The sequence below is a fragment of the Azospirillum sp. B2RO_4 genome (assembly GCF_051124815.1).
In the GTDB taxonomy this organism is placed as follows: domain Bacteria; phylum Pseudomonadota; class Alphaproteobacteria; order Azospirillales; family Azospirillaceae; genus Azospirillum.
The window spans coordinates 207,984-223,857 of record NZ_CP118491.1 but is presented as its reverse complement, the minus strand read 5'-3'; the positions used below and the strand labels follow the sequence as shown (position 1 = coordinate 223,857).

Genomic DNA, 15,874 nt, shown 5'->3' with positions numbered 1-15,874 from the left:
GCAGATATGCGACTGTTTTCCGCTCCGATTCCCAGCCGCTGGATATGGGAGGCGATTTCACTTCTCCCGCAGTCGCACATTCGTGTAGCTTTAGCCGAAATATGCGTTTAGGCAAACTCATATTACTAAATGATTAATAGTTTCTTGGGCGCAGAGAGTTAAGGAGACGTGCACAGATGCACAATCAAACTGTCGGGCGCCTGGGACATCTTCGTGAAACTGCCCGCCTTATCCGCAAACATCTTGGCGAAAGCAAGGTTCTGCAGGAACAGTATGCGGCGGTAACCCGTATCAGCCATCTCTTTGCACGACCCGCTTTTTATGAGATCAGCGACCGTTGCAATCTGAAATGTGAGGGGTGCTACTATTTCGATCCCGCCACCTTCCGCGATGGAGAGGCGGATCGCTTGCGCTTTGACGCGGACTGGGAGTCCTTCCTGGCGCAGGAGCGTGCACGCGGCGTGACCATGCTCTATTTCCTCGGCGCGGAGCCGGCGCTGGAGGAAAAGCGGTTGATCGCCGCCGGCCGCTATTTCCAGCGCGGCAATCTGGGCACCAACGGCACGATCCGCCTGGATCCGGAAATCCCCTTTCGAATCAGCATCTCGGCCTGGGCCGCCGACGAGGCGGACGACGCCCGGCTGCGCGGGGGAAGCACCCTGCGCAAGGCGCTGCGGCTCTACCAGGGGGATTCGCGCGCCATCGTCCTCTATACCGTGAATCCAACCAACATCGACCAGGTGCCGGCGATGGCACGGGCCTGCCGCGACCATGGCTTGCCCCTGACCTTCAACCTGTGGTCACCAACGGCGAGCATGCTGGCCCGGTTGCGGTCCTTCACCGGCAACGACAACGCGTTCTTCCGGATCAGCACGCCGCAACGGTCGCTCGTGCTCGGTGACGGCGACCTGATCCGTGTCCGCGAAACGCTGGCGCAAGCGATCGAAGACTTTCCGGACACCGTGATCTATTCCCACGCCTACAACCGATGGTCAACCAGACCCGAGCCTTTGTACGCGCTTGATCCGGATACCGGCATCGCCGAGGATTGCGGATCACGAATCACCGGAAGCTTCCGCTACTATGGGATGACTCTGGAAGCCCAACCGGTGAAGTGCTGCACACCGGCGATGGATTGCCGAAGCTGCCGGATGTATTCCGGCGGCTGGTCCAGCCAGTTCTCACCGCGCCCCGAACAGGTGGCGACGCGGTCCACCTTCGCCGAGTGGCTGGAGATGGTGCTCACCATCGGCCGCATCTTCCTGCGGCCAGAGCTGGACCCGGAGGCCTTCGTCGGTACCCCGGTCCACCGGACATCGATGGAGTCCGTCTGATGTCGGTCCTGCCGGCGCTTCAACTTCGACCGCGAGCGGAGATCCGCCCGACCACGGCGCTGCGCGCCATGCTCGATGCCGAATCCTACTGGCCACGCGAAATCCTCGAGGAGCCTTACGTGTTCCTCGACACCACCACGGGGCCGCTGCTGTTCCTGACCGGACCGGATTTGGTCCAGGCCGCGGTCATGGAAGACGCATCCCGTCTGCCGCGCTCGCGCCTGCAACAGCGCTTCGCCGGCCATGGAACAGGGCGCGGGAACGTCATCACCGATACCGGGCGGCGCAGTTCGGTTCATCGGCGGGCCTTGGCCCCGCTGTTCCGCGCGCAAAAGCTGCCGGACTATTTCCCGTTCATCCAGATGACCATGCGGCAGGCGATCGATCCCTGGTTCAGGGCCGCGGACGAAGGCGTCGCCGTCGACGTGGCGCGGGCCGCGGTCCACGCGACCTTCGGGGTGGTCTGGCAGATCATGTTCGGCGAGGCCGGCCACCCGGTACCGCCCGCACAGGTCTTCGACATGGCCGAGGCGCTGTTCGCCGCCGGCGCCTCCGGTCACCTGCCCGCCACCTCGGCGGCGATCGACCGGGCGACGCGGGCAAGCTTGGCGCTTCGCCCGGAGCGGCCGCTGGCCGACGACACGCCCTTCCGCCGCACGCCGCCGCCCGATCTGGAACTGACGCCGCAAGAAACCGAGGACAACATCCGGTTTCTGGTGACCTCCGGTCACGAAAGCACGGCGCTGACCATCACCTGGGCATTGCTGATGCTTGCGCTGCACCCGGAGATCCAGGCGACCGTCGCCCGGGAGATCCGTGCCGAAGCCGGGGAAGGACCGCTCGATCCGGCAGCGCTCCGTCGCATGTCGCGCCTGGGACGGGTTCTGGACGAGACCATGCGGCTATACCCGTCCGCCATCCTGGTCAACCGCGAGGCTGTCCGCGATCTGGTGCTGGCGGACCTGCCGGTTCGTTGCGGCACCCAGGTCGCAATCTGCTTCTATGGCCTGCACCGGCACCGCGCCTGGTGGGACCGCCCCGATCACTTCGACCCTGACCGCTTCGACCCGATCCGGGGGCGGCTGCGCCATCCGGCGAGCTTCATGCCGTTCTCCGCCGGCCACCACAGTTGCCTGGGCGGCCATCTCGCCTGGCTGGAAGCCATGCTGGTGCTGGCAACCACCGTGCGTGAGTTGGACATCGTCGTGGAGGACGGCGGAGTGAAGCCCCATGCCCGCTATACCCTGCGGCCGGATCGTCCGGTCATGCTGCGCTTCAGCCGCCGCTCCTGAAGGGCACAAGGACTCGGGGTCGGTTGCAATCCTCCGATGCGGGCGCGAGCTGACCCTCCGGATCGGTGGATATCTCCGCCCGGCTCCAGTCGGGGCGGAGAGGGCGGCTTAACGCCGCCCTTCGAACATCTCCATGACAGCCGTCATGGAGAGGATTTCAAATCACCCCGCGCCGCCGCAGCTCCTCGATCATCTGGGCGACCATCTCGTCGGCGGTCCGTTCGCCACCCTTCAGGGTGATCTCCGGGGCTTCCGGCGGCTCGTAGGCGCTGTCGATGCCGGTGAAGTGGGGAAGCTGGCCGGCGCGGGCCTTCTTATAGAGCCCCTTGGGGTCGCGGGCCTCGCAGACCTCCAGCGGCGTGTCCATGAAGATCTCCAGGAACTCGCCGTCCTCCACCAGGCTGCGCGCCATCCGGCGTTCCTCGCGGAAGGGGGAGATGAAGCTGACCAGCACGATCAGCCCGGCCTCCACCATCAGCTTCGACACCTCGGCGACGCGGCGGATGTTCTCCACCCGGTCCTCGTCGGTGAAGCCCAGATCCTTGTTCAGGCCGTGGCGGACATTGTCGCCGTCCAGGATCATGGTGCGCCGTCCCAGACGGTGAAGCTCCTGCTCCAGCCGGTCGGCGACGCTGGACTTGCCGGAGCCGGACAGGCCGGTGAACCACAGCACGCAGGGCTTCTGCAGGCCGCCCGCCCGCGCCGCCTTGTCCACCTTCGAGGCATGGCGGTGGATGTTCGAGGCCCGGCGCAGGGGGAAGCGGATCATGCCGCAGCCGGCGGTGGCGTTGGTCAGCCGGTCGATCAGGATGAAGCTGCCGGTCTCGCGGCTGTCGGCATAGGCGTCGAACGGGATCGGCCGGTCGAGCGCCAGATTGCAGAAGCCGACGTCGTTGAGGTCCAGATGCTTGGCGGCGGCGTGCTCCTGGGTGTTGACGTTGATGGTGTGCTTCAGCTCCGTCACCTGGGCGCCGACCGTCGCCGTGCCGGCGCGCAGCAGGTAGGAGCGGCCGGGCAGCAGCGGCTGCTCGTCCATCCACACCACATGGGCGGCGAACTGGTCGGCCACCTCCGGCCGGCCGGCGGCGGCGACGATCATGTCGCCGCGGCTGGCGTCGACCTCGTCGGCCAGCACCAGGGTGATCGCCTGTCCGGGCTCCGCCGTTTCAAGGTCGCCGTCCATGGTGACGAGGCGGGCCACCCGGCTGGTCCGGCCGCCGGGCAGGATGGCGACGTCGTCGCCGACGCGCACCGCGCCGCCGACCACCGTGCCGCTGAAGCCGCGGAAGTCCTGGTTCGGCCGGTTCACCCACTGCACCGCCATGCGGAAGGATCCCAGCTTCTGCTCGGCGCGGGCGTCCACGCTCTCCAGATGGCCGAGCAGGGTGGGGCCGCCGTACCAGGCCATGGCGTCCGACGGCTTGGTGACGTTGTCGCCGGTCAGCGCCGAGACCGGGATGCAGGTGACGTCGGTGATGCCGATGCGCGCCGCGAAGACGCGGTAGTCGGCGGCGATGCGCTCGAAGGTCTCGCGGTCCCAGCCGACGGCGTCCATCTTGTTGATCGCCAGCACGACATGGCGCACGCCGAGCAGCGAGACGATGGTGCTGTGGCGCCGGGTCTGGGTCAGCACGCCCTTGCGCGCGTCGACCAGCAGAACCGCGGCGTCGGCGGTGGACGCGCCGGTGACCATGTTGCGGGTGTACTGCTCGTGGCCCGGCGTGTCGGCGACGATGAACTTGCGGCGCTCGGTGGTGAAGAAGCGGTAGGCGACGTCGATGGTGATGCCCTGCTCGCGCTCCGCCGCCAGCCCGTCGACCAGCAGCGCGAGGTCGAGCTGGCCGGCGCCGGTGGTGCCGAAGCGGCCGGAGTCCGTCTCCAGGCTGGCCAGCTGGTCCTCGAACAGGCATTTGCAGTCGTAGAGCAGCCGGCCGATCAGCGTCGACTTGCCGTCGTCCACCGACCCGCAGGTGATGAAGCGCAGCAGATCCTTGCTGTTCTGGCGGGCCAGATACTCCTGCACTTCCGTGGCGGCATCCGGGGGAGCGACGTCGGGGGCCGCGACATCCGGAGCGATGACGGGATCGAGTTCCTTCAGCATCAGAAGTAGCCTTCCTGCTTCTTCGCTTCCATGGAAGCGGCGGCGTCCTGGTCGATCACGCGGCCCTGCCGTTCCGAACTGGTGGACAGCAGCATCTCGCGGATGATCTCGGGCAGGGTGGCGGCGGTGCTGCGCACGGCCCCGGTCAGCGGATAGCAGCCGAGCGTGCGGAAGCGCACCCATTCCATCTCCGGCGTCTCGCCGGGCTTCAGCGGCATGCGGTCGTCATCGACCATGATCAGCGTGCCGTCGCGCTCCACCACCGGACGCGGCTTGGCGAAATAGAGGGGGACGACCGGGATGTTCTCCTGGTGGATGTATTGCCAGATGTCCAGCTCGGTCCAGTTCGACAGCGGGAAGACGCGGATGCTCTCGCCCTTGTTGATCCGGCCGTTGTAAAGGCTCCACAGCTCCGGCCGCTGGTTCTTCGGTTCCCAGCGGTGGGAGGCCGTGCGGAAGGAGAAGATGCGCTCCTTGGCGCGGCTCTTCTCCTCGTCGCGGCGCGCCCCGCCGAAGGCGGCGTCGAAGCCGTGGGCGTTGAGCGCCTGCTTCAGCGACTGGGTCTTCATCACGTCGGTGTGGACGGCCGAACCGTGGGTGAAGGGGCCGATGCCCTGGCGCACGCCGTCCTGGTTGATGTGGACCATCAGGTCGATGCCCAATTCCTGCGCCGTGCGGTCGCGGAATTCGATCATCTCCCGGAACTTCCAGGTCGTGTCGACATGCAGCAGCGGGAAGGGCGGCTTCGACGGATGGAAGGCCTTCATCGCCAGATGCAGCAGCACCGAGCTGTCCTTGCCCACCGAATAGAGCATGACCGGCTTGTAGAACTGGGCCGCCACCTCGCGCATGATGTGGATGCTTTCCGCCTCCAGCCGCTGGAGGTGGGAGAGACGGGCCGGCGTGGTCAGGATGGCGGGCAAGCTGTCCCCAGAATCGGGAGCGGAACCGGGAGCAGCTTCGGGGCGATCCTTGGCCGCGGGACGGGGGTCGAGCAATGGATCAAGCAGCATAGCCGGCCTTCTTCTGCATGTCTCCGGCCACCGCGTCGAACACGGTCCGACGCTTGGGCGACCAGTCGATCTGGCGCTTCGACGGATCGAAGCCTTCGGGTTTCTTGACGGGGGTCCAGCTGACCTCGCCATCGCGGCGCGAGGCGCGGGACGATCCCAGGATGGGCAGGTCACCGATCCGCTCGAACTGATAGCGTTCCTCGTTCAGGTCCAGGAAACGCAGCAGGTCGCGGGCGGTGTCCTCGGGGGAGGCCACCGCATCCTCGAAGCGGACCAGACGGCAGGCGTCGGCGCTCATCCGGCTCTGCGCCTCCAGCGCCGCCTCGGTGCCGAAGCTCCATTCGCGGCAGACGTCGGCGAAGGTGCGGCCGAGGAAGCGCAGCGGCCAGGTGTCGATGGTGGACTGCACCGCGCGTTTGCCGTCGCGCAGCACGATCAGGCAGCGTTCGGTCGGGAACAGGTAGGGGAAATAGCGCATCATCCGGGTGTGGGGCGACTTGATCACCACCGTCTTGTCCGCCGGGAATTCGGCTTCGATGCGACGGAGGAACCCGCTGACCATATAGCAGAAGGTTTCCAGGTCGCTGAACGACTCCCGGTTGCGCTCGTAAAGGCGCAGGAAGCGCCCCTCATAGATGCGCGCGTCCTCCACCGTGTTCAGGAAGGGAAGCTCGCGGACGCCGTAGGGGTTGACCACCACGTCGGGATGCAGTTCCAGCAGGCTCTGGAGATAGTTGGTGCCGCTGCGCGGCATCACCCCGTGCAGGAAGACGATGCGGGGGGTGGTGCGGGGAGTGGCGCGGGGAGCGGCACCGGCCGTATTGGCGGCATCCGGCGCGATCCCGCGAACCGACCGGGCGACCGACCGCAGGTGGCGGGCGTTCTCCTCCGTGAACCAGGGATCGAAGAAGCTAGATCGCTCCGTACTTGGAAGTCTAAGAAGCCGCTTTCCGACAAAACCAATCTCTTTTTGAAGACGATGAACCGCACCATCACCGAAGTGATTTCTTAACGATGCGGCATATTGATCGGCTGTCAGGGTCTTTGCATTCCAAAACACAACGGCCTCCTTTTGCGTCACCGTCCCACCAGTCATCCCGGTTCCCCCCGGACCTCGGCAATCGGTGCGCCTTTCCTGCAAATCGGGCAATCGCCGCTTCTCAAGGTCTTTTATGGCCCTATCGATTGGGCTTTTTTAGGTCTAATCCGGATCTAACCCCATGGGCTTACAAAGTTACCGATGCTTCCCTCAATGGTGGATCGCGCATTGGATAGCAACCTCATGAAAATTGATGTCTCTATCCGACCACTAGGAAAGTCACGTTTGATTTCGACTTTGAATTTACTGATACGCATAGGACGCAAAACTCCGTCGCTGCCCGTCGCATTAGCCCGGATAGTGTGAATTCCTCGAATGTTTATTCATCGATTTTCTTTCGTGATAACGGAAATCCCCGCGCAGCGACACCACCTCTCCGATCTTTCGGGTTAACGGGGGAAACCGAAGGTCTGTTCCCCCTCCCGTCCTTTTTCAGGAGGAACCACCCGGCCGGACGCTCCCGCCGAGCCGTTCCCGCCGCCGCCCCTCCGGTGCCCCCCGACGCCAGGGATGCTTTCGCTTGAACGCCGCCGGGGCGGGGGTTATGGTCGGCCGGCCGCAGACGGGGAATACTTTAAATTGTTTAACTCTCAGTCGGGAAACCCTAAGGTGGCGGGTTTCGGCGCCGGTCCCTTTGCCCTTTTCCAGACCGCCTGGCACCACAGGTCGCTGATCCTGCGGCTGGCCCGGCGCGAGATCGACGCCCGCTATCGCGGCTCCGTGCTGGGCATCGTCTGGGCGGTGCTGAATCCGATCCTGATGCTGGCGGTCTACACCTTCGTCTTCTCGGTGGTGTTCCGCGCGCGCTGGGGCACGCCCAGCGGAGCGGCGGGCGAGAGCAACACCGAATTCGCCCTGCTGCTGTTCTCCGGCCTGATCCTGTTCAACGTGCTGGGCGAATGCCTGAACCGGGCGCCCGGCCTCCTGCTGGAGAACATCAGCTACATCAAGAAGGTGGTCTTCCCGCTGGAGATCCTGCCGCTGGTGTCGCTGGCGGTCGCGCTGTTCAACGCCGGCATCGGCTTCGTCATCCTGGTCGTCTTCCACCTCGCCGTGGCGGGGCTGCCGCCGCTGACGGCGCTGCTGCTGCCGCTGGTGCTGGCGCCCTTGTGCCTGACCACGCTGGGGCTGAGCTGGTTCTTCGCCGCCGCCGGCGTGTTCCTGCGCGACCTGCGGCAGGTGGTGGGGGTGGCCGTCACCGTGCTGATGTTCCTGAGCCCGATCTTCTATCCGATGACCGCGATCCCCGAGCGCTTCCGCGCCATCCTGCACCTGAACCCGATGACCGCGATCCTGGAGCAGTCGAAGGACCTGCTGTTCTGGGGCCGCGTCCCGTCGCCGGTGGAATGGGGTCTGGCGACGCTGGGCGCCTGGGTGGTGGCCTGGCTCGGCTATCTGTGGTTCATGAAGACCCGCCGGGGGTTCGCCGATGTCGTCTGAGACTCCCGCCGCCGACACCCCCCCGGCCGATACCCCTGTGGTCATCCGTGCCGAGGGGCTGGGCAAGGCCTACGCCATCTTCAAGCGCCCGCAGGACCGGCTGAAGCAGATGCTGGTGCGCGGCCGGCGCAAATATTACGACGAATACTGGGCGCTGCGCGGCGTCGACCTGGAGGTCCGCCGCGGCGAGACGGTCGGGCTGATCGGCCGCAACGGCTCGGGCAAATCGACCTTCCTGCAGTTGCTCTGCGGCACGCTGACGCCGACCTCCGGCCGCATCGCGGTGGATGGACGCATCGCCGCGCTGCTGGAGCTGGGCGCCGGCTTCAACCCCGAATTCACCGGGCGCGAGAACGTCTATCTCGCCGCCTCGGTTCTGGGGCTGTCGAACGAGCAGATCGCCCAGCGCTACGACTCCATCGCCGAGTTCGCCGGCATCGGCGACTTCATCGAACAGCCGGTGAAGCTCTATTCCAGCGGCATGTACGCCCGCCTCGCCTTCGCGGTGGCGGCGCATGTCGACGCCGACATCATGATCGTCGACGAGATCCTGGCGGTCGGCGACGCCTCCTTCACCCAGAAATGCATGCGCTTCATCCACCGCTTCAAGGAGCGCGGCACCCTGTTCTTCGTGTCGCACGACACCGGGCAGGTGGTGAATCTGTGCGACCGGGTGGTGTGGCTGGACAACGGGTCGGTGCGGGCGATCGGCCCGGCGCGGGAGGTCTGCCACGACTATCTGGCGGCGCTCTACAGCGACCAGGACACCTCGCGCGGGTTCCGCATCGGCGGGGCGCGGCAGGCGCTGCCCCAGGCCAGGCGCGAGGAGCCGGTGGAGGACGCCCGCGCCGAACTGCTGAAGGCCTCCCGGCACCGCAACGCCATCGAGCTGTTCGACTTCAACGACAGCGGCCCCTGGTTCGGCAACCGCGGCGCCACCATCACCAACGTCTCGATCCTCGATGCCGAGGAGAATCCGCTCAACGTGCTGGAGGGCGGCGAGGTCATCGTGCTGAAGGTGGACTGCCGGGCCGACCAGCAGGTCCACCGCCCCATCGTCGGCTTCTACGTCAAGGACAAGCTGGGCCAGAACCTGTTCGGCGACAACACCTTCCTCAGCTACCAGCTCGACCCCGTCACCATCCCGGCCGGGCAGGACTTCGCCGCCCGCTTCCGCTTCCAAATGCCCTATCTGCCCAGCGGCGACTTCTCCATCACCGTGGCGCTCGCCGAGGGCACGCAGGAGGACCACGTCCAGCATCATTGGGTCGAGGACGCGCTGTTCTTCAAGGTCCACGCCAGCCACGTCGTGCGCGGGCTGGTCGGCATGCCGATGCTGGCGATCACGCTGGAGGCGGAGGGGGCATCCGCCCCCCAGCCTGCCCCCGCGACAAAATAAGGTCACGCCGCCGACAGGCCCCGACTGAGGCAGGAAAACCGCAGTTCCGCGCATTGTTGGACGCCGCAAAGCGGGTTCCGGACAGCGGCTTGCATTCCGGCGGGGTGTCAGCGTATGTGTGTCGGCGGCTGTGACGGGGCCGTCCGACGGGCCTGAAAAATGGTGCCCGACGGGTCGCACCCCGCCGCGAAGCCAGGCAGAAGAAGAGGCGCAGGTGGATTCGTTTTTGAAGGACCAGGGATCGGACACTCTCCGTCGCATCTGCCGACCGATCACGCTCCTGACCCCGGATCTCGTCACGGCGCCGGCCTCCTGGCTCGGCCATGTGCCCTTCGCCTTCTGGATCATCGACGCGCTGCGCCCGGACAGCCTGGTGGAGCTGGGGACGCACACCGGCAACTCCTATGCCGCCTTCTGCCAGGCGGTGCGCCATGTCGGGCTGCCGACCTCCTGCTATGCCGTCGACACCTGGGCCGGCGACCCGCAGGCGGGCTTCTACGGCGACGACATCTACAACAGGCTCGCCGCCTACCACGACCCGCGCTATGCCGGCTTCTCGCGCCTGCTGCGGATGACCTTCGACGACGCGCTGGTCCATTTCGCCGACGGCAGCGTCGACCTGCTGCACATCGACGGGCTGCACACCTACGAGGCGGTGCGCCACGATTTCGAGACCTGGCTGCCGAAGATGAGCCGGCGCGGCGTGGTGCTGTTCCACGACATCAACGTGCGCAAGGGCGATTTCGGCGTCTGGCGCCTGTGGGACGAGATCACCCGCGATTACCCGTCCTTCAGCTTCCAGCATTCCAACGGGCTGGGCGTGCTGGGCGTCGGCGAGGATCTGCCCGATGCGGTGCGCGAGCTGTTCGCCGTGCAGAAGGCCGGCGGCGAAGGGCTGCGGGCCGTCCGCAACTGGTTCGACCGGCTGGGCGACGCCGCCATCGAAGCCGAGACCATCCAGCGCCTGGAAGAGCAGGAAAAGCACCTGCGCACCGAGGTGGCGATGGTCCGCAAGGTGCTGGACGACCAGATCGCCCACACCGATGAGCTGAAGGAGATGATCGCGACGCGCGACCGCGACATCGCGCTGATCCAGGGCTGGCTCACCGACCATCAGGCCGAGATCCGCCGCCAGGGCGAAGAGCTGGACGACCGCGAGCGCAACCTCGCCGCCCATGCCCGCGAGCTGGCGGCGCGCGAGCAGGCCATCGCCGAGCTGCACGGGGTGGTGGCCAGCCGCGACCAGCACATCCACAGCCTGGTCAACTCCACCTCCTGGAAGCTGTCGGCGCCGGTGCGCAAGCTGGGACGCCTGACCCAGAAGGCCGGCCGCTTCTACCGCCGCCGCCTGCACAGCATCACGCTGGAGCCGCTGCACGACGTGAAGCCGAGCCCGCAGGGCGGGTACGAGGCGACCGGCAGCGACCCCGCCTTCCTGCTGCGCTCCGACCGCGGGCGGCTGCCCGGCCACTGGTGCGTGATCTCCTACCGGGTGGTGCGCGCCTCGGCCCCGCTGGTGCCGGTGATCTATGTCGATGCCGGCAACGGCTTCGACGAGCGGACGATGATCCGCCTGCCGGTCGACACGGTCGGCGAGTTCCGCCAGCTGGTCCTGCTGCCGCAGACGGTCAAGGCGCTGCGCTTCGACCCCGCCACCCGGCCGGTGTCCTTCGAGATCGCCGACTTCACCATCCGCGAGATCGGCAAGACCAACATCCTGCTCGACTATGTCCGGCAGAACCAGCCGGCGCGCGTGCTGGACTATCTGCGCCGCCACGGCTGGCAGGCGACCAAGCAGCGCGTCCTGCAGGAGCTGCAGCCGAACCGCTGGTCGGCCGACTACAAGTCGTGGGTGCGGATGTACGACAGCCTGACGCCGGAGGACGGGGCGGCGATCAAGGCCGACATCGCCCGGCTGCCGGCGCGCCCGCGCTTCTCCGTCGTCATGCCGGTCTACAACACGCCGGAGACCTACCTGCGCGAGGCGCTGGATTCGGTGCTGGCCCAGCTCTATCCGGACTGGGAGCTGTGCATCGCCGACGACGCCTCGACCGCCGCGCATGTGCAGACGGTGCTGGCCGAGTACAAGGCGCGCGACAACCGGATCAAGGTGGTCCGGCGCGAGACCAACGGCCACATCTCCGCCGCCAGCAACAGCGCGCTGGATCTGGCGACCGGCGATTTCGTCGCCTTGATGGACCATGACGACCGGCTGCCGCCGCATGCGCTCTACATGGTCGCGGCCGAGCTGGCGCAGCATCCCGACACCGACATCCTCTATTCCGACGAGGATAAGATCGATGCCGACGGCGAGCGCTACGACCCGCATTTCAAGTCGGACTTCAATCTGGACCTGCTGCACGGCCAGAACATGGTCAACCACCTGGGCGTCTTCCGCCGCTCGCTGATCGAGCAGGCCGGACGCTTCCGCCTGGGCTTCGAGGGCAGCCAGGACTACGACCTGACCCTGCGCGCGGTCGAGGCGACGGAACCGGCGCGCATCCGCCACATCCCGGCGATCCTCTATCACTGGCGCGTCTTCCCGGAATCCGCGGCCTTCTCCACGGTCGATCTGCCGCGCGCCACCGCCGCCGCCCACAAGGCGCTGAGCGAGCATTTCCAGCGTCGCGGCGTCGACGCCACGGTGGAGACCTCGCCGGCGACCGCACGCTTCACCCGCATCCGCTACGCCCTGCCGGCCAGGCTGCCGCGGGTGTCGCTGATCGTGCCGACGCGCGACAAGGTCGATCTGCTGAAGGGCTGCGTCGACGGGCTGCTGCACCGCACCGACTATCCGGATCTGGAAATCCTGATCGTCGACAACAACAGCGAGGAAGCGGCGACCTTCGCCTATTTCGACACGCTGAAGGACGAGCCGCGGGTGCGGGTGCTGACCTACAAGGCGCCCTTCAACTACTCCTCGATCAACAACTTCGCCGCCGCCGAGGCGACCGGCGAGGTGCTGGGCCTGATCAACAACGACATCGAGGTGATGGAGCCGGGCTGGCTGGCCGAGATGGTCTCCCATGCCCTGCGGCCGGAGGTCGGCGCGGTCGGCGCCAAGCTCTATTACGCCGACGGCACCATCCAGCATGCCGGCGTCGTCACCGGCATCTGCGGCGTGGCCGGCCATGTCCACAAGGGGCTGACCCGCGACGCCTACGGCTATTTCAGCCGGGCCCAGTTGACCCAGGACCTGTCCTGCGTCACCGCCGCCTGCCTGATCCTGCGCAAGGAGATCTTCGACGAGGTCGGCGGGCTGAATTCGGAGAAGCTGGCCGTCGCCTTCAACGACGTCGATTTCTGCCTGCGCATCCGCGAGAAGGGCTATCTGGTCGTCTGGACGCCGTTCGCCGAGCTGTACCATCTGGAATCGGCCTCGCGCGGGCCGGACACCGCGCCCGACAAGGTCAAGCGCTTCATGGGCGAGGTGGCCTACATGCAGGAGCGCTGGGGCGACAGCCTGCTGGCCGACCCCTACTACAACCCGAACCTGACGCTGGACGCCGAGAATTTCGGGCTGGCCTTCCCGCCGCGCACGGTCAAGCCGTGGCTGCGCAAGTCCTGCCCCGAGCTGCGCAAAGAGCGCCTGAAGGAAAGCATCTGAGCCATGGACGTCGTCTCCCTCGACATTCCCGACGTTAAGATCATCCGCCCGAAGAAGTTCGGCGACAACCGCGGCTTCTTCTCGGAGACCTACACCAAGAAGACGTTCGAGGCGGCCGGGCTGCATTACGATTTCGTCCAGGACAACCAGTCGCTGTCGGCCGAGGTCGGCACCGTGCGCGGCCTGCATTTCCAGCTGCCGCCCTTTGCCCAGGACAAGCTGGTGCGGGTGGTGCGCGGGGCCATCCTGGACGTGGCGGTCGACATCCGCAAAGGCTCCCCCACCTTCGGCCGGCATGTCAGCGCGGTGATCAGCGCGGCGGAGTGGAACCAGATCCTGGTGCCGATCGGCTTCGCCCACGGCTTCTGCACGCTGGAGCCGGACACCGAGGTCATCTACAAGGTGACCAATTATTATTCGCCCGAGCATGACCGCGGCCTGCTGTGGAACGATCCGGAACTGGGCATCGACTGGCCGGTGTCGGCGGACAAGGCGCAGCTGTCGGCCAAGGATCACAAGCATCCGACCTTCGCCCAGCTTGGCGACTGGTTCTGACGGCGCTATTGGATTTCGGCTCTTTTTTGCCCGGTGGGGCGAGCGTCCCTGTTTTTGGCGGTAAGGTGGTTTGATGACGCGCATTCTCGTCACCGGCGGCGCCGGTTTCATCGGCTCAGCGGTGGTCCGCCAGCTTCTCGCCGAAACCGACGCCTTCGTCGTCAATGTCGACAAGCTGACCTACGCGGCCAACCTGTCCTCCCTGCCGGGCGCCGAGGGCAACCCCCGCTACGCCTTCGAGAAGGTCGACATCTGCGATGCCGCAGAGCTGCGCCGGGTCTTCGACACCCACCAGCCCGACGCGGTGATGCATCTGGCCGCCGAATCCCATGTCGACCGCTCCATCGACGGGCCGGGCGAGTTCATCCAGACCAACGTGGTCGGCACCTTCCGCCTCCTGGAAGCGGCGCGCGGCTACTGGTCGGCGCTGCCGGCGGAGCGCAAGGAGCGCTTCCGCTTCCACCACATCTCCACCGACGAGGTGTTCGGCACGCTGGGCGACGACGGCTTCTTCACCGAGACGACGGCCTACAGCCCCAACTCGCCCTATTCGGCCAGCAAGGCGTCGAGCGACCATCTGGTGCGCGCCTGGCACGAGACCTACGGGCTGCCGGTGGTGCTGACCAACTGCTCCAACAATTACGGCCCCTACCATTTCCCGGAGAAGCTGATCCCGCTGATGATCCTCAAGGGTCTGGCGGGCGAGAAGCTGCCGGTCTACGGCAAGGGCGACAACATCCGCGACTGGCTCTATGTCGAGGACCACGCCCGCGCCCTGCGGCTGGTTCTGGAGAAGGGCAAGGTCGGCGAGAGCTACAACATCGGCGGCCACAACGAGCGCACCAACCTGGAGGTCGTCCGCGCCATCTGCGCGCATCTGGACGAGATGGACCCGGCCGGCGCCCCGCATGACCGCCTGATCAGCTTCGTCACCGACCGCCCCGGCCATGACAAGCGCTATGCCATCGACGCCGGCAAGATCGAGCGCGAGCTGGGCTGGACCCCGCAGGAGACCTTCGAGAGCGGCCTGCGCAAGACGGTCGCCTGGTATCTGGAGAACCGCGACTGGTGGCAGGCCATCCTGAACGGCTCCTACCGCGGCGAGCGCCTCGGGCTTAAGGAAGAAGGAGCCGCGTCGTGAAGATTCTCGTTCTCGGCAGCAACGGCCAGCTCGGCTTCGAGCTGATGCGGGCCGACTGGGCGCCCGGCACCGATGTGGTGGGCCTGCCCTATCCCGAGTTCGACGTGACCCGGCCGGGCGACGTGGAAAAGGCGGTCGCCGCCCACGCGCCGGACCTGCTGGTCAACGCCACCGCCCACACCGCCGTCGACAAGGCCGAGAGCGAGGTCGACCTGTCCTTCGCCATCAACCGCGACGGGCCGGGCGCCATGGCGGCGGCCTGTGCCGCGCGCGGCATCCCCTTCATCCATGTGTCGACCGACTATGTGTTCGACGGGACGAAGGACGGCATCTACAGCGAGGACGACCCGATCAACCCGCTGGGCGTCTATGGCGCCAGCAAGGCGGCGGGCGAGGAGGCGGTGCGCGCGGCGACGCCGAGCCATGTCATCCTGCGCACCTCCTGGGTCTACAGCGCCTACGGCAACAACTTCGTCAAGACGATGCTGCGCTTCGGCAAGGAGCGCGAGGAGATGCGGGTGGTCGCCGACCAGCACGGCTCCCCCACCGCCGCCGCCGACCTCGCCGCCGCCATCGTGCAGATCGCCCAGACCATTGAAAAGACCGGCAGCGCCGCCTGGGGCACCTACCACCTGACCGGCAGCGGCTACACCACCTGGCATGATTTCGCCGAGCACATCTTCCGGCGGCTGGAAGAGCGCACCGGCAAGCGCCCGCGCCTGACCGCCATCGGCACGTCCGACTACCCGACCCCGGCGCGCCGCCCGGCCAACTCGCGGCTGGACTGCGGCCGCGCCAAGGAGCGTCTCGGCGTCGCCTGCCCGCCGTGGCAGGAGAGCGTCGACCGCGTGATCGACGAGCTGTTCACCAACCCGCCGCAGGCGTGAGGACGA

The 15,874-nt window shown here is 66.6% G+C and carries 12 protein-coding genes; 9 read left to right on the top strand and 3 right to left on the bottom strand.

Annotated features, from left to right (window positions below):
- The first annotated feature begins 176 nt into the window (after nt 1–176).
- The gene (locus PWS46_RS29320) at nt 177–1,334 is read left to right on the top strand and encodes a hypothetical protein (RefSeq protein ID WP_434625297.1); all 1,158 of its coding nucleotides are present in this window, start codon (nt 177–179) and stop codon (nt 1,332–1,334) included.
- Nucleotides 1,334–2,626, top strand: a complete 1,293-nt coding sequence (locus PWS46_RS29315; protein ID WP_434625295.1) for a cytochrome P450 — start codon at nt 1,334–1,336, stop codon at nt 2,624–2,626. The genes PWS46_RS29320 and PWS46_RS29315 overlap by 1 nt, the downstream gene beginning before the upstream one ends.
- Nucleotides 2,627–2,783: 157 nt before the next feature.
- Here PWS46_RS29315 and cysN read toward each other — a convergent pair whose 3' ends face one another.
- From cysN to PWS46_RS29300, 3 genes are all read right to left on the bottom strand, one after another.
- The gene (gene cysN / locus PWS46_RS29310; RefSeq protein WP_434625293.1) at nt 2,784–4,727 is read right to left on the bottom strand and encodes a sulfate adenylyltransferase subunit CysN; all 1,944 of its coding nucleotides are present in this window, start codon (nt 4,725–4,727) and stop codon (nt 2,784–2,786) included.
- Nucleotides 4,727–5,578, bottom strand: coding sequence for a sulfate adenylyltransferase subunit CysD (gene cysD, locus PWS46_RS29305; protein WP_434625675.1), 852 nt, complete (start codon nt 5,576–5,578; stop codon nt 4,727–4,729). The genes cysN and cysD overlap by 1 nt, the downstream gene beginning before the upstream one ends.
- Nucleotides 5,579–5,729: 151 nt before the next feature.
- Entirely contained in the window at nt 5,730–6,494 is a 765-nt protein-coding gene (locus tag PWS46_RS29300; protein ID WP_434625291.1) for a sulfotransferase family protein, read from the bottom strand.
- 6 nt (nt 6,495–6,500) lie between these two features.
- Here PWS46_RS29300 and PWS46_RS29295 point away from each other — a divergent pair, with 6 nt between their 5' ends.
- The 7 genes from PWS46_RS29295 (at nt 6,501) to rfbD (ending at nt 15,868) form a co-directional block, all read left to right on the top strand.
- A complete protein-coding gene (locus tag PWS46_RS29295) occupies nt 6,501–6,752 on the top strand; it encodes a hypothetical protein (protein ID WP_434625289.1) in 252 nt (83 codons plus the stop codon).
- A gap of 696 nt (nt 6,753–7,448) precedes the next feature.
- Nucleotides 7,449–8,279, top strand: coding sequence for an ABC transporter permease (locus tag PWS46_RS29290; protein WP_434625287.1), 831 nt, complete (start codon nt 7,449–7,451; stop codon nt 8,277–8,279).
- Nucleotides 8,269–9,678 (top strand): ABC transporter ATP-binding protein, encoded by a 1,410-nt coding sequence (locus PWS46_RS29285; protein WP_434625285.1) that lies wholly within the window; start codon nt 8,269–8,271, stop codon nt 9,676–9,678. The genes PWS46_RS29290 and PWS46_RS29285 overlap by 11 nt, the downstream gene beginning before the upstream one ends.
- 214 nt (nt 9,679–9,892) lie before the next feature.
- Nucleotides 9,893–13,285, top strand: coding sequence for a glycosyltransferase (locus tag PWS46_RS29280; protein WP_434625283.1), 3,393 nt, complete (start codon nt 9,893–9,895; stop codon nt 13,283–13,285).
- 3 nt (nt 13,286–13,288) lie between these two features.
- Nucleotides 13,289–13,840, top strand: coding sequence for a dTDP-4-dehydrorhamnose 3,5-epimerase (gene rfbC / locus PWS46_RS29275; protein WP_434625281.1), 552 nt, complete (start codon nt 13,289–13,291; stop codon nt 13,838–13,840).
- Nucleotides 13,841–13,913: 73 nt separating this feature from the next.
- Nucleotides 13,914–14,981 carry a dTDP-glucose 4,6-dehydratase gene (gene rfbB / locus PWS46_RS29270; RefSeq protein WP_434625279.1) on the top strand — a complete coding sequence of 356 codons (1,068 nt, stop codon included), beginning with the start codon at nt 13,914–13,916 and terminating at the stop codon, nt 14,979–14,981.
- Nucleotides 14,978–15,868, top strand: a complete 891-nt coding sequence (gene rfbD, locus PWS46_RS29265; protein WP_434625278.1) for a dTDP-4-dehydrorhamnose reductase — start codon at nt 14,978–14,980, stop codon at nt 15,866–15,868. The genes rfbB and rfbD overlap by 4 nt, the downstream gene beginning before the upstream one ends.
- The last annotated feature ends 6 nt before the right edge of the window (nt 15,869–15,874 follow it).

Coding starts and splice junctions, on each gene's coding strand:
- cysD (WP_434625675.1), bottom strand. CDS start 5,578: ATGCGCGAGGTGGCGGCCCAGTTCTACAAGCCGGTCATGCTCTATTCG.
- rfbB (WP_434625279.1), top strand. CDS start 13,914: ATGACGCGCATTCTCGTCACCGGCGGCGCCGGTTTCATCGGCTCAGCG.
- rfbC (WP_434625281.1), top strand. CDS start 13,289: ATGGACGTCGTCTCCCTCGACATTCCCGACGTTAAGATCATCCGCCCG.
- PWS46_RS29285 (WP_434625285.1), top strand. CDS start 8,269: ATGTCGTCTGAGACTCCCGCCGCCGACACCCCCCCGGCCGATACCCCT.
- cysN (WP_434625293.1), bottom strand. CDS start 4,727: ATGCTGAAGGAACTCGATCCCGTCATCGCTCCGGATGTCGCGGCCCCC.
- PWS46_RS29320 (WP_434625297.1), top strand. CDS start 177: ATGCACAATCAAACTGTCGGGCGCCTGGGACATCTTCGTGAAACTGCC.
- PWS46_RS29315 (WP_434625295.1), top strand. CDS start 1,334: ATGTCGGTCCTGCCGGCGCTTCAACTTCGACCGCGAGCGGAGATCCGC.
- PWS46_RS29300 (WP_434625291.1), bottom strand. CDS start 6,494: ATGCCGCGCAGCGGCACCAACTATCTCCAGAGCCTGCTGGAACTGCAT.